The organism is Inquilinus sp. Marseille-Q2685 (assembly GCF_916619195.1).
Lineage (GTDB): Bacteria > Pseudomonadota > Alphaproteobacteria > DSM-16000 > Inquilinaceae > Inquilinus.
The window spans coordinates 57,089-70,100 of sequence record NZ_CAKAKL010000008.1; the positions used below are offsets into that span (position 1 = coordinate 57,089).

Here is a 13,012-nt window from a genome sequence, read left to right on the forward strand (position 1 = left end):
ATCAATCGGGCAGGCTGGGGGTCGGCTGCTTCCGGCCGGCCGGGACGTCGGTGCGGTTCCACCAGCCGCCGCCGAGCGCCTGGTACAGCGCCGCGGTGTCGCTGAGCCGCGCCGCCTGGGCCTGGATCCGGCTGATCCGCGCGTTCAGCAGGGCGGTCTGCGCGGTCAGCACCGTGGTGTAGGTGGTGGCGCCGGCCTGGTACTGGCTGCGGGCGATGTTCAGGCTGCGCTGGGCCGCCTGCTCCGCCGCCAGCTGGGCCTTCAGCGTGTCGGCGTCGTACTGGATCGCGTGCAGCGTGTCGGCAACGTCCTGGAAGGCCGACAGCACGGTGCTGCGGTACTGCGCCGCCGCCTGGTCGAAGCCGGCCTCGGCCGCGCGCTTGTCGTGCAGCAGCGTGCCGCCGTCGAAGATCGTCTGCACCACCTGCCCGGCCAGGCTCCAGGCCACCGTGCCGGGCGAGAACAGGTTGCCGAAACTGTCGGCGCTGCTGCCGTAGCTGGCGCTGAGCGTGATCTGCGGCAGCATGTTGGCGATGGCGACGCCGATCTTGGCGCTGGCCGCCTGCAGCTGCGCCTCGGACGACTTGATGTCCGGCCGCTGCTCGACCAGCTTCGACGGCAGGCTGAGCGGCAGGTCGGACGGCAGGGTCAGCCCCGCCAGCTCGAAATCGTCGCCGGAGATCTCGCTGGGGAAGCGGCCGAGATAGACGGCCAGCTGGTTGCGCTGCTGCGCCAGCTGCTTCTGCAGGGGCGGCAGCAGCGCCTCGTCCTGCGCCACCGTGGCCTGCTGCGACGCCACGTCGGCCTGCGAGATGCCGCCGAGCGCGAACTGCTGCTGCAGGATGCCGAGATAGGCGCGCTCGGCCTTGATGATGTCCTCGGTGGCTGCGATCTGGGCCCGCAGCGACGCCTCCTGGATCGCCGCGGTCACCACGTTGCTGCTGATGGTCAGATAGCTGGCCTCGAGCTGGTAGCGCTCGTAGTCCGCCGTCGCCTGCAGCGATTCGATGTTGCGCCTCGTGCCGCCCCAGACGTCCAGGTCGTAGGACACGTCCACAGAGGCGTTGGTGACGTTGTAGACCGAGGTCACGGTGCGGGTGCCGCCGGTCGCTGTCGCAGCCGTGCTGTTGCTCTGCTCCCGCGTGGCGGAGCTGGAGCCGCTGACGGTCGGGAACAGGGCGCCCTGCCCGGCGGCCACATTCTCCTGCGCCTGGCGCAGCGCCGCCTGGGCCGACTGGATGTCGGGGTTGGCCTTCAGCGCCTCGGCCACCAGCCGGTTCAGCGTGTCCGAGCGGAACACGCGCCACCAGTCGCCCGGGATGTCCCGGCCGTTCCGGATGGTCTGCGCCGCGCCGCCTGCCACGGCGGCCGAGGCGGTCTGCGCCAGCGGCGTGCCGGGCGTGTACTGGCCGACGCCCGGCGCGGCCGGACGCTGGAAATCGGGGCCGACCGCGCAGCCCGCCAGGATCAGGGCGAGCAGCGACGCGGTGCCCCGCAGAAGATGTGATCTCACGATGGCCGATCAGTATCGGGGAGAGGCAGAAACCATCGGGCCGGCCCGGTTGCGTGGGGGGAACACCGGGCCGGCCCGACCGGTCCGTCAGCCGGCGTGGGGCACCGGACGCTCGGCCGGGGGGCCGAAGCGCTGGTCCTGCGGACCGGGACCAGGGAGGGGGTTCGGCGGCGATCCCATGCGCCGCTCGGCCTGCTGCAGCAGGGCGACCTGCTCCGGCGACAGCTTGTCGCGCAGTGCCGCGATCGCCGATTTCAGGGTCTCGGCCGCGTCGGCCCGGGCGATCGCGGCGTCGGCCAGGCGCTCGGCTGGGGCGAAGGCCGCCGGGGCCGTGTCGGGGCCGTCCGCCGGACGCATCGGTGGCGCAGCCACGGCCAAGAGCGCGCTGGTGTAGTCGCGCCAGGCGTCGAGCTGGTCGGCGCGGATCCCCACCAGGGTCTCAAGGCCGGCGAGATCGCGGGCCAGCTTCATCCGGAAGTCCGGCCGCCAGATGCCCGGCCGGTCCGGGCCGGGACCGCCAGGCGGCGAGGCCTCCGGCGCCGCGGCCTGAATCGCGTTGGCGTTGACGGGGTCGGCCAGGGCGGTGCCGCCCGGGCTCATGACCGTGCCGAGGGTCAGACCGATGACACCGGCCGTCGCAACACCGATGATGGCGACAGTGGATCTCATGTCAGCCTCGCTCGTGATTGCTGTGGACGAGGCGAAGCTAGGCGCGCCGTGTTTCCGCCCTTCGTCCCCCTGTTGCCGAATGTGGACCGGCAGAGGAAATTGGTTGCCCAACATTGCCGGCCGGCCGCCGGCAATACTCCGTTGCAGAAAATCGGTCGCCCGTCGCGTCCGGCCCCGTAAAGATCATGACAACAGCCTTGGCGACTTCGCGATCGATGCAGACGTCTCCCCATATCCTTGTCGTCGACGACGATCCCGAGATCCGTCGTCTGCTCGGCCGCTATCTCGACGGCCAGAACTTCCGCGTCAGCCTGGCGGCCGACCGGCGCGAATGCGAGGAGAGGCTGGCCGGCGGCCGGATCGACCTGCTGGTGCTCGACGTCATGCTGCCCGACGGCTCCGGCCTCGAGATCTGCCGCGAGCTGAGCCGCCGCAAGCCGCATCTGCCGGTCATCCTGCTGACAGCGCTGAAGGAGGATGTCGACCGCATCATCGGCCTCGAAATCGGCGCCGACGACTATCTCGGCAAGCCGTTCAACCCGCGCGAGCTGGTGGCGCGGATCCGTGCCGTGCTGCGCCGGACGGCGGCAGCGGTGCCGGACGAGGCGCCGCCGTCCGGCCGCTATCGTTTCGCCGGCTTCGTCGCCGCCCCCGCCCCCCGCCGCATCGTCGACGATGCCGGCGAGGAGGTGGTCCTGACCGGCGCCGAGTTCGAGCTGCTGCTGGCTTTCCTCGAACGGCCGGGCCGGATCCTGTCGCGCGACCAGCTGCTGGACTTGACCCAGGGCCGCGAGGCGGAGCCGCTGGACCGGTCGATCGACGTGCTGGTCAGCCGGCTGCGCCGCAAGCTGGGCGACGGTGGCCGGTTCCAGCTGTTCAAGACGGTGCGCAACGGCGGCTATCAGCTGGCCGTCCCGGTCGAGCAGATGGGAGGGCCGGCGTGAACACGCTGCGCGCCCGCATCATCCTGCTGCTGGCGGTCGCCATCGTCGCGGTCGTCGGCATCGCCAGCTTCGTCGCCCTGCTGCTGCTGCGCGAGCCCCCGCCGTCCCGCACCGTCGAACCCTTCGCCCGGCAGATCCAGCTGATCGCCGACCTGGTCGAGAACGGCATCGGACCGGCCGACAACCCTGGTCGGGCGGCCGATTTCGAGCTGCATCCGACGCGCGCGCCCGGCGAGCCGGATCCGCGCGGGAGCGAGCTGCTGCAGGACGCCATGCGCGCCACCGGCCCTGCCCTGCCGGTGCAGGTGACCCACGATGCCCAGGACGGACGGGCGATCCTGTCGGTGCAGATCGACCCGAAGCGCTGGCTGTGGCTGCCGATGCCCGATCTGCCGATCCCGCAGGGCGTGCCGCTGGCCTTCGCCGGCTGGATGCTGCTGCTGGTGCTGGGGGCGATCGGCATCGCCGCGGTCGCCGCCGACCGGGTGGTCCGGCCCCTGGCCCTGCTGGAAGGCACCATCGCCCGGATCGGCCCGGACGGCACGCTGCCCGAGCTGCCGGAGACCGGATCGGCCGAGATGAAGACCACGGCGCGGACGCTGAACCGCTTGTCGGCCCGCCTGCGGGCGGCGATGGAGAGCCGGATGCGCCTGGTCGCCGCCGCCGGGCACGATCTGCGCACGCCGATGACCCGGATGCGGCTGCGCGCCGAGTTCCTGCCGGAAGAGGACCGCGAGGCCTGGCTGCGCGACCTCGACGAGCTCGACCGCATCGCCGACAGCGCCATCCGGCTGGTGCGCGAGGAGGTCGAAGGCGGCGACGCCGAGCCGCTGCGGCTGGACCGGCTGGTCGAGACCGTGTGCACCGAGCTGGCCGAGCAGGGCCTGCCGGTGACGCTGCTGCGGGCGGCGCCGGCCTCGGTCAAGGCCGGGCCGCTGGCGCTGAAGCGGGCACTGCGCAACCTGGTGATCAACGCCGCCACCCACGGCAAGGGGGCGGAGGTGGCATTGGACGCGGCCGAGGGCGAAGCCTTGGGAGAGGCCCGCATCACCATCACCGACCACGGCCCGGGCATCCCGCCGGAACTGCTGGCCCAGGTGTTCGAGCCGTTCTTCCGGGTCGACCCGGCGCGGCGGCAGACGGTGCCGGGCGCCGGCCTCGGCCTCGCCATCGCCAAGGAGATCGTCGACCGCACCGGCGGCCGCATCGCGATCGCCAACCGGCCCGAGGGCGGCCTGATCCAGAGCGTGACGCTACCGCGGGAGAAGGACTGATCCACATATATCATGATCAAATTCATATTGTTGAGCGCGGAATTCTGTTAAGCTTATAATAAGTAATAAATAAAATTTTATTGAGGTTTCCGTTTTTCCTTCACCTGCTTTTCATTGATGCCTGACACGGTTTATGCCTTAATTCCTATAATCGATGAGACCGGCGCTGGGAGCGATCGAGGCCTGGCGTGCCGTCCCGACACTCAATGCTGCCGTTCCAGAGCCCCGAGGGATATGGAATGACCAAGCCGCAGACGGTACCCGCCCTCGAGCCGCGGAGCTTCGCGGCCCGGGCACGCCTCGCCCTCGTCCGAAGCGAGCGGCTGGTCGCCTGGATCACCGTCGTCGTCCCGGCCGTGGGAACCTGCTTGGCTTCGGCCCTGCTGCTGTCCGGCGTCGCGCCGCCCACGCTGCTGGAGATCGGGGTGACGCTCGTCCTCTACCTGATCACCGGCCTCGGCATCACCGTCGGCTTCCACCGGCTCTTCACCCACCACGCCTTCGCGGCGCCGCCGGCGATCCGGCTGCTGCTCGGCATCCTGGGCTCGATGACGGCGCAGGGGCCGCTGTTCTTCTGGGCCGCCGCCCATCGCCGCCACCACGCCGGCAGCGACCGGGCCGACGATCCGCATTCGCCGCACCGGAAGGGTGAAACCCGGCTCTCCCGGCTGCGTGGCCTGTTGCATGCCCATGTCGGCTGGATGCTCGTGCCGCGCGAGGCCACGGGCTGGGGCCAGATCCCCGACCTGCTGCGCGACCGGACGGCCTTCTTCGTCAACCGCTGGTATCTCGCCTGGGTCGGGCTCGGCCTGGCCCTCCCGGCCGTGGTCTCGGGGGGCTGGCACGGAACCGCGGCGGGTGCGGGGCTGGGGCTGCTCTGGGGCGGCCTGGTCCGCATCTTCCTGGTCCAGCACGCGACCTGGAGCGTCAATTCGCTCGGCCATGTCGCGGGCCGGAAGACCTTCACGACGCGGGACGAGAGCCGGAACAACGCCGTCGTGGCGCTGATCACGCTCGGCGAAGGCTGGCACAACAACCATCACGCCTTCCCGGCTTCGGCCCGGCACGGGCTCGGCCGATGGGAGATCGACCCGAGCTGGCTCGCGATCCGCCTGCTCTCCCGGCTCGGCCTCGCTGGCGACATCAGGCTGCCCCGGCCCGAGCAGATCGAGCATCGGCGCCGGGCATCGTCGGATTTCAAGGAGGAGATTGTCTGATGATGGATATGACCGTGACGACGGATTCGATCCAGCGATGGCTCGCCGATTATGTCGCGATGCTCCTGAAGGTCCCCGCCGACAGCATCGATGTCGACGAGCAGCTGGTCTATCTCGGCGTGTCCTCCAGCCAGGCCATGACCCTCACGGCCGATCTGGAGAAGCATCTCGCCCGTCCGATCGATCCGGCGCTGCTGTGGGAATTCCCGACCATCCGCCGCCTGGCGCAACACCTGGGGAAGGAAACGTGACGCCGCCGGACAGCGGGAGGACGGACGCGGCGCACCGGGCTTCCCCCATCGTCCGAGCCCCGAGCGGCGCCGCCAGCCTGCAGCACGTCCTGCGGGAACGGGCGCGGACCACGCCGGACGCCACCGCGGCCGCCTTCCTCAGCTACCCGGCCGGGCGGGAACGGACGGAATTCCTCAGCTACGGCCGGCTCGATCGCCGCGCCGGGGCCATCGCTGCCCGGCTGCTGGAGCGAGCCGAGCCCGGCGACAGGATCCTCCTGGCCCACGATCCCGGCCTGGCCTTCGTCGAAGCGTTCTTCGGCTGCCTCTATGCCGGCCTGGTCGCGGTGCCTCTCGCCGCGTCCCTGGCGCGTGATCCGGCGCGGATGGCGGCTGTCGCCGGAGATGCCGGCGCACGGCTTCTTCTGGTCACCGGCGCGCAGATCGCCCGCTCCTCCCTGCCGGAAGGCTCATCCGTGACCGTGCTGGACAGCGAGAGCCTGTCGGAGACGGACGGCCACGCCTTCCTGGAGACGCATCCGGACCGGGATCCTCTGGCCTTCCTGCAATACACCTCGGGCACCACCGGCGCCCCCAAGGGCGTGATGGTGCGCCAGAGCAGCCTCCTGGCCAATCTCGGGCAGATCCGTGCCGCGTTCGAGATCGATGGCCCGGCCGCAGGAGTCAGCTGGCTGCCGCATTATCACGACATGGGGCTGATCGGCGGGATCCTGACGCCGATCCATGTCGGCTATCCGGTCGTCCTGATGTCGCCCCTGAGCTTCCTGCAGCATCCGATCCGCTGGCTGCGGGCGATCCACCACTACGGCCGCCGCTACGGCGAGATGATCTGCGGCGGGCCTAGCTTCGCCTATCAGCACTGCGTCGAGCGAGTGCCCGAGGAGCTGCGGCGCGGCCTGGACCTGTCCTGCTGGCGCATCGCCTTCTGCGGCGCCGAACCCGTCCGGGCCGAGGCGCTGGGCCGGTTCAGCGAAAGCTTCGCCGCGAACGGCTTCCGCGCCTCGAGCTTCTATCCCTGCTACGGCATGGCGGAGGCGACGCTGTTTCTCAGCGGCGGCCGGCCGGGTCATGGCGCGCGCATCGGGGATTTCGATGCCGCAGCGCTGGAGCAGGGCTTGGCCCGGCCGCACGACCCCGCCGCCGTCCTGGCCCCGCGCCGCCTGGTCGGCTGCGGCGTCCCGTGCCGGGACACGGACATCCGCATCGTCGACGACCACGGGCAGGAGGTGCCGGAGGGGCGGGTCGGCGAGGTCTGGGCCAGCGGCCCCGGGATCGCCTCCGGCTATTGGGGCCGGGACGAGGCGACACGCGAGACCTTCGCCGCCGCCCTGCCGCAGGCGCCCGGCAAGGCGTTCCTGCGCACCGGCGACCTGGGCTTCCTCCACGAAGGCGAGCTGTTCATCAGCGGTCGGACCAAGGACCTGATCATCATCGCCGGCCGCAACATCGCGCCGCAGGACCTGGAATGGACCGCCCAGGCGAGCCATCCGGCCGTCGTCCAGGCCGCCGCCTTCGCCGTGCTCCTTGACGGGACGGAAGCGGCCGCCATGGTCGCCGAAGTCGAGCGCCGCGGGACCTCGGCGGATTTCGGGGAGGTCAGCGCCGCGATCCGGCGGGCGGTCGCGGCGGCCCATGACGTGCCGCTGGCGGCGCTGGCCCTGGTCCGGCCCGGCCTTCTGCCCCGGACCACCAGCGGCAAGCTGGCGCGCAGCCAGTGCCAGCGCGCCCATGCCGAAGGCCGGCTCAGCCTGCTCCATCGCTGGCAGCCCGGCACGGTGGCGACCGGATCCGGAGCGGCACTGCCCGAGACGCCCTGGCTCCTGCGCCGGACGCCTCATCCCGCCCCTGCCCTGCGGCTGTTCTGCTTCCCCTATGGCGGCGGCAGCGCCAGCGCCTATGCCCGCTGGTTCCGGCATTTCGGCGAGGATGTCGAGGTCTGCCCGATCCTGCTGCCGGGCTGGGAATCCCGCCTCGCCGAGGAGCCGATCCGTCGGGTCGAACCGCTTCTCGAACTGTTCGAGGATCTCGCGCCGAAGCAGGCCGGAATCCCCTTCGCCTTCTTCGGCTTCTGCCTGGGGGCGCATCTCGCCTATGCCGTCACACGCCATCTTCAGAGAAAGGGGCTCCCCGGCCCGCGCAGCCTGATCGTCGCGGCGAAGCACGCGCCCTCCCGGCGTCCGAAGCCGGCGGTCCCGACTTACCTCCTTGACGACCAGGCGTTCCTGGATTTCAGCCTTCGGCTGATGCAGCTTCCATCCACGATCCTCGACAAGCCCGACGCCCTGCGGCGGACGCTGCAACTGCTCCGCGCATCGGCCGAACTCGACGAGACGATGGCATTCGCGGAGGGACCGCCGCTCGATTGTCCGATCACGGTCATCGGCGGCCGCGAGGACTGGTGGGTGCCGATCGAGGATCTCGTGCCGTGGATCGAGGCCAGCACCGGGCCGTTCACGCTGCAGATGGTCGACGGTCCGCACAACTTCTTCTACGAGCAGCAGGACGCGATCCTGGCGCAGGCGACGCATCAACTGACGCTGCTGAAGGCGAGCCGCGACGACACCGCCGCGCCAGGCGATGCGTCAGGAACGCCGGCACAGGGGTGACGGGCATGCTGAAATTCATAAAGCCGCTCTCGTCCGAGAACCTGCCCGAGGACTTCTTCCGGACCTACGACCATCACCAGCCGGACCATGTGCGCGAGCTGTACAACCTGGCACGGCAGTCGCAGGAGAAGTGCCCGGTCTTCCGTTCGGACAGCCATGGCGGCTTCTACGTCGTCACCCGCTACGACGACATCATGGAGGTCGCGCGCAACCCGGCGGTGTTCTCGTCCCGGCGCGGCTTCGAGATCCCGGAGCACCGCGCCCCCAGCCTCATCCCGTTCCACTACGACCCGCCGGAGACGACGGAGTACAGGCGCCTCCTCAACCCACACTTCTCACCCAAGGCGATCGCGGAGCTCCGCGACGAGGTCCGCGCGGTCGCGCTGCGCCGGATCGAAGAGAAGCTGCAGGAGGGCCGCCTCGACGTCATCGCCGATCTGGCGCGGCCGGTCACCGCATCGGTCATCCTGAAGATCATCGGCTTCGACCCGGAGCTCTGGGCCGAATACGCCGTTCCCTATCACGACCTCATCTTTCGCCTGGTGCCGCCGGATGTCGCCTTCCGGCAACTCTATGTCCTGTCGCAGCGGATCGCCGGGGATATCCGGCGGTTCCGGAAAGCGCCGGTTCCGGGGACGCTCCTGGCGGATCTCCTGGTCAGGGAGTTCCAGGGGCGGCCCCTCACCGACGAGGAACTCGGCTCGATCGCCGCGACCCTGCTCAGCGCCGGATCGGAAACGGCCCAGGCCTCGATCGGCACCGCGGTCGTCTATCTCGGCGAGAATCCCGACCAGCGCCGCCGTCTGCTCGACGAGCCGGCGCTGATCCCCGGCGCCGTCGAGGAGTTCCTGCGGGTCCTGGCGGCACAGCCCTGCATGGCCCGCACGGTGACCGCGGACACCACGCTCAACGGCGTCGCGCTGCGGAAAGGCGACAAGGTTCTCGTGTCCTGGGCCGCGGGCAATCTCGATGGCGCCAGGTTTCCCACCCCCTTCGAGGTCGATTTCCGCCGCCACCCCAACCCGCACCTCAGCTTCGGCGCGGGAATCCACAAATGCCTCGGCATGCACCTCGCGCGCATGGAGATCGCCGTGTGCCTCCAGCTGCTTCTCGAGACGCTTCCCGATTATCGGGTGCGGCACGACCAGCTGCGCCCGGCCCCGGATTGCTCGGTCGTCTTCGGCTTCGAGAGCGTGCCGATCGAGTTCGACGCCGCATGAACCGCCACGCCTGCGCAGCAACGCGGCAGCCCGACCGCAAGGCTGCTCCCGGCCCTTCGCCGCCCTCCCCGCTTGCGTGAGCCGCTAGGATGGCGCGTCCCGACTCGCTCGGGGCGGGAGGAAGCGGCAAAGATGAACCTGACCCAGTCCGAGATCCACACCATCGTGCTCGGCGCCCTGTTGGCGCTGTTCTTGTCGGCGCTGGACCAGACCATAGTCGCCACTGCCCTGCCTTCGATCGGGCGCGAGCTTGGCGATTTCGAGCTGATCTCCTGGGTCGTCACCGCCTATCTGCTGACCTCGACCTGCGCCACGCCGATCCTCGGCAAGCTCAGCGACCTCTATGGCCGCCGGCTGATGCTGCTGGGCTGCCTGGTGGTGTTCCTGGCCGCCTCGGCGCTGTGCGCCCTCTCCACCTCCATGACCATGCTGATCGCGTCGCGGGCCCTGCAGGGGCTGGGCGGCGGCGGCCTCCTGACCCTGGCGCAGACGGTGATCGCCGACGTGGTGGCGCCGCGCGAGCGCGGCCGCTACGCCGCCTATTTCGCCACGGTCTGGGCCGGGTCCGCCCTGATCGGCCCGACCCTCGGCGGCGCCCTGACGCAATATGCCGGCTGGCCCTGGATCTTCTGGATCAACCTGCCGCTCGGCCTGCTGGCGCTGGGCATCGTCGACCGGTCGCTGCGCAAGCTGCCGGTGCCGCGGGTCAAGGCGCGGATCGATTTCGTGTCCATCGCCCTCCTCACCCTCGGCACCGTCGCCCTGCTGCTTGGCCTGTCCTGGGGCGGCACGGCCTTCCCCTGGGCCTCGCTGCCGGTGGTCGCCGCGGCGGCGGTGGCGATCCTCGGCGGCTGGCTGTTCTTCCGTCGCCAGAGCCGGGTCGAGGAGCCGATCCTGCCGCCGCGCTTCCTCGGCGACGCCGTGGTCGGGCCGGTGCTGACCTCGGTCTTCCTCGCCTTCGGCGGCTACCTGGTGCTGGCGGTGCTGGCGCCGACCTATCTGCAGGTGGCGCTGCAGGCCGGGACCGGCGAGGTCGGGCTGATGATGATCCCGCTGATGGGGTCCACGACCGTCACCGCCTCGCTGTCCGGCCGCTACATCACCCGCACCGGCACCTATCGCCGGCCGCCGATGATCGGGCTGCCGGTGGCGATCGTGGCGGTGCTGGCGCTGGCGGCGGTGGCGACGCACGCCACGCCGCTGGTCGCCTCCGGCCTGCTGATGATCGTCGGGCTCGGCGTCGGCCCGATCTTCCCGGCCAGCATGGTGGCGGCACAGAACGCCGCGGCGGTGCGCGACCTCGGCGCGGTGACCGGCGCCATCGGCTTCTCCCGCGCGCTCGGCGGCGCCATCCTGGTGGCCGCCGGATCGGCGCTGGTGCTGGGGCTGATCGTGGCCTGGAGCCCGTCGGTCGCCTCGGTCTCCGGGCTGGAGGAGCTGGTGCGACGGCCGCTGGGCGAGGCCGAGCGCGGCGCCATCGCCCGCGCCTTCGCCGTGCTGTTCGCGACGGTGGCGGCGGTCTTCGCGCTCAGCCTAGTGACCTATCTGCGGGTCGAGCACCGCCCGCTGCGCAGCCAGACGCATGGCGGCACCGACGGTGGGGCCGGTTAGAACCCCGGCCGCCGTTCCCAGATCGGCTCTCTGGCGAAGCGCTCGACCAGGAAGTCCACCACCGCGCGGACCTTGGGCGCCAGGTTGCGGTTGTGCGGCCAGACGGCGTAGATCGCGCCGAACGGGTTCTCGTAGCCGGTCAGCAGCGGCACCAGCCGCCCGGCGGCGATGTCGGGGCCGACGATGAAGTCCGGCGACAGGGCCAGCCCGGCGCCGGCCCGCAGCGCCGCCAGGATCATCTCGGCGCTGTTGGCGCGCAGCCTGCCGTCGACGCGCACCGTCTCCAGCCGCCCGTCCGGGCCGGCGAACTCCCATTCGTTCCCGTCCGTGGCGTAGCTGTAGAGGATGCAGTCGTGGCGGGCGAGGTCGGCCGGGGCGTGCGGCACGCCGTGCCGTTCGAGGTAGGCCGGCGCGGCGCAGACCAGCCGCCGGCAAGAGGCGATGCGCCGGGCCACCAGGCTGGAATCCTGCAGCCGGGTGATGCGGATCACCAGGTCGAAGCCTTCGGCCACGACATCGACGAAACGGTCCTCGAACAGGGCCTCGATCCGCAGCTCCGGCCAGCGGGCCAGCATCTCCGGCACCAGCGGCGCCAGGTATTCCCGGCCGAAGCTGGCCGGCGCGTTCAGCCGCAGCAAGCCGCGCGGCTCGGCGGAGAGATGGGTGATCGCCCGCTCCGCCTCCTCCACCTCGCGGGCGACGCGGATGCAGCGCTCGTAGAAATCCTGCCCGGCATCGGTCGGGCTGAGGGTGCGGGTGGTGCGGTTCAAGAGGCGGGCGCCGAGCCGGTCCTCCAGCTTCGCGATCTGCTTGCTGACCGCGGATTTCGACAGGCCCAGCCGCGCCGCCGCCGCCGAGAAGCTGCGGCTGTCGACGACCTGGGCGAAGACGATCATGGCGCCGGGCATGTCCATGACGCGCAAGGTCTACGAGGCGAAGCGCGGGGTCAACGATCGAACGGCCGGATCGCTCGCAGCACGGCTGCGCGATCGGCAAAGTACGACAAAACAGGACCTTAGAGCATTGTTATTGCGAGCTTTTCCCTTGAAAAGGCGTACCATGGCTCCCATCTGGGAGTCACGCCGGTTGCCTGCCCTGCCGGGGGCCGGCGGTCCTGAGGGAGCTCCGGCTCTCCGGACCTTCCTCAGCCATGTTGCTCGTGTCGAGGATATGGAAGGAGGACCTGATGATGCGTGATCTGATTCCCTGGGGCCGCGGCCGCTCGGTCGAACCCTATCGCGACGAGGGCAGCCCGCTGCTGTCGCTGCATCGCGAGATGAACCGCCTGTTCGACGAGGCGTTCCGCGGCTTCGGTCCGCCGTCGCTGTTCGGCCGCGGCGCCGGCTGGCCCAGCCTGGAGCTGGCCGAGACCGACAAGGCCGTGACCGTGTCGGCCGAGATCCCCGGCCTGGAGGAGAAGGATGTCGAGGTCACCCTGTCCGACGGCATCCTGACCATCCGCGGCGAGAAGAAGTCCGAGGTCGAGGACAAGCAGCGCCAGTTCAGCGAGCGCAGCTACGGCCGCTTCGAGCGGCAGGTCGCGATCGGCCGCGAGGTCGACGAGGACAAGGTCGAAGCGTCGTTCAGGAACGGCGTGCTGACCGTCACCCTGCCGAAGACCGAGCGTGCCCAGAGCAAGGCCCGCCGCATCGCCATCAACGGCGGCGGTGCGAAGAAGGCGGCCTGATCGGCCGAATGCCGGAAGCG

At 70.6% G+C, this 13,012-nt stretch carries 11 protein-coding genes; 8 read left to right on the forward strand and 3 right to left on the reverse strand.

Annotated elements, in window-relative coordinates:
- Position 1: 1 nt before the first annotated feature.
- The gene (locus LG391_RS27800) at positions 2-1,513 is read right to left on the reverse strand and encodes an efflux transporter outer membrane subunit (protein WP_225771314.1); all 1,512 of its coding nucleotides are present in this window, start codon (positions 1,511-1,513) and stop codon (positions 2-4) included.
- 87 nt (positions 1,514-1,600) lie between these two features.
- The gene (locus LG391_RS27805; RefSeq protein WP_225771315.1) at positions 1,601-2,182 is read right to left on the reverse strand and encodes a hypothetical protein; all 582 of its coding nucleotides are present in this window, start codon (positions 2,180-2,182) and stop codon (positions 1,601-1,603) included.
- Between the two features lie 215 nt (positions 2,183-2,397).
- Between LG391_RS27805 and LG391_RS27810 the strand changes: the two genes are divergently transcribed.
- The 7 genes from LG391_RS27810 to LG391_RS27840 all read left to right on the forward strand — a co-directional run bounded on the left by LG391_RS27810 (position 2,398) and on the right by LG391_RS27840 (position 11,305).
- A complete protein-coding gene (locus LG391_RS27810; RefSeq protein ID WP_225771316.1) occupies positions 2,398-3,126 on the forward strand; it encodes a response regulator in 729 nt (242 codons plus the stop codon).
- Positions 3,123-4,400 carry an ATP-binding protein gene (locus LG391_RS27815; RefSeq protein WP_225771317.1) on the forward strand — a complete coding sequence of 426 codons (1,278 nt, stop codon included), beginning with the start codon at positions 3,123-3,125 and terminating at the stop codon, positions 4,398-4,400. Before LG391_RS27810 ends, LG391_RS27815 begins: the two co-directional genes overlap by 4 nt.
- A gap of 239 nt (positions 4,401-4,639) precedes the next feature.
- A complete protein-coding gene (locus LG391_RS27820) occupies positions 4,640-5,617 on the forward strand; it encodes an acyl-CoA desaturase (protein ID WP_225771318.1) in 978 nt (325 codons plus the stop codon).
- A complete protein-coding gene (locus LG391_RS27825; RefSeq protein ID WP_225771319.1) occupies positions 5,617-5,868 on the forward strand; it encodes an acyl carrier protein in 252 nt (83 codons plus the stop codon). Before LG391_RS27820 ends, LG391_RS27825 begins: the two co-directional genes overlap by 1 nt.
- Positions 5,865-8,474, forward strand: coding sequence for an AMP-binding protein (locus LG391_RS27830; protein ID WP_225771320.1), 2,610 nt, complete (start codon positions 5,865-5,867; stop codon positions 8,472-8,474). Before LG391_RS27825 ends, LG391_RS27830 begins: the two co-directional genes overlap by 4 nt.
- Positions 8,475-8,479: 5 nt before the next feature.
- A complete protein-coding gene (locus LG391_RS27835; RefSeq protein WP_225771321.1) occupies positions 8,480-9,694 on the forward strand; it encodes a cytochrome P450 in 1,215 nt (404 codons plus the stop codon).
- A gap of 132 nt (positions 9,695-9,826) precedes the next feature.
- Positions 9,827-11,305, forward strand: a complete 1,479-nt coding sequence (locus LG391_RS27840) for an MFS transporter (protein ID WP_225771322.1) — start codon at positions 9,827-9,829, stop codon at positions 11,303-11,305.
- Here LG391_RS27840 and LG391_RS27845 read toward each other — a convergent pair.
- Positions 11,302-12,219, reverse strand: a complete 918-nt coding sequence (locus LG391_RS27845) for a LysR family transcriptional regulator (protein ID WP_225771323.1) — start codon at positions 12,217-12,219, stop codon at positions 11,302-11,304. The two genes, LG391_RS27840 and LG391_RS27845, sit on opposite strands and share 4 nt — an antisense overlap.
- A gap of 272 nt (positions 12,220-12,491) precedes the next feature.
- Between LG391_RS27845 and LG391_RS27850 the strand changes: the two genes are divergently transcribed.
- Positions 12,492-12,992 (forward strand): Hsp20/alpha crystallin family protein, encoded by a 501-nt coding sequence (locus LG391_RS27850; protein ID WP_225771324.1) that lies wholly within the window; start codon positions 12,492-12,494, stop codon positions 12,990-12,992.
- The last annotated feature ends 20 nt before the right edge of the window (positions 12,993-13,012 follow it).